General features: G+C 45.0%; 2 protein-coding genes. Both read right to left on the bottom strand.

The genetic code is table 11. From position 1 onward, the window contains the following. Positions 1-235 (bottom strand): PAS domain-containing protein (locus tag R8N49_RS30780; RefSeq protein ID WP_318086325.1); only part of this gene is annotated, 235 nt, incomplete at its 3' end. A 28-nt stretch (positions 236-263) separates the two neighbouring features. Continuing rightward, positions 264-507, bottom strand: a 244-nt coding sequence (locus tag R8N49_RS30775; protein WP_318190905.1) for an L-serine ammonia-lyase, iron-sulfur-dependent, subunit alpha, incomplete at its 5' end; no start/stop codon positions are given.

The raw sequence follows: 507 nt of genomic DNA, 5'->3' as shown, positions 1-507 counted from the left end.
CAGAAACGTCCTTGCCCTCTCTTAACTTCATTCTCGCTAAGTTGGTAATTGGGGCACCTTCACTGCGTTCCGTCACGTGCCCATTTGCGATTTTGATGATTTCCGGCGCTTCGGCATCTAAGCTGTGGAGAACCACTTCAGTGTGTTCACCATACATACGTGCAATGCCATCTACGACGTTTTTCATAGAGTTCAAAATATCGAGATCACTCTTGGTGAGTTTCTTTAGTAGCAATGTTACTTCCCTTAGCAAAAACTGGAGGTTAGGCCGACATAATATCGATAATAGATTTGTCAGTATACGGCATACCGAAACGAACCATTGAGCCAACATTTCTTATCGTTTGCTCAACTTCTTCGCCTACTATACCTTGATTCTTAACACTGTGGTTACCCATCGCCATCAAATATGAGCGCACCGCCGTTGTCGACGAAGTACACACTTTCATCGCACAAGAGGACTTCGCACCATCGCACACCATACCTGAACTATCGCTGATGACGTTT

This window comes from Vibrio sp. 1978, from assembly GCF_033344345.1.
This window is presented reverse-complemented; position numbering and strand designations above follow the sequence as displayed.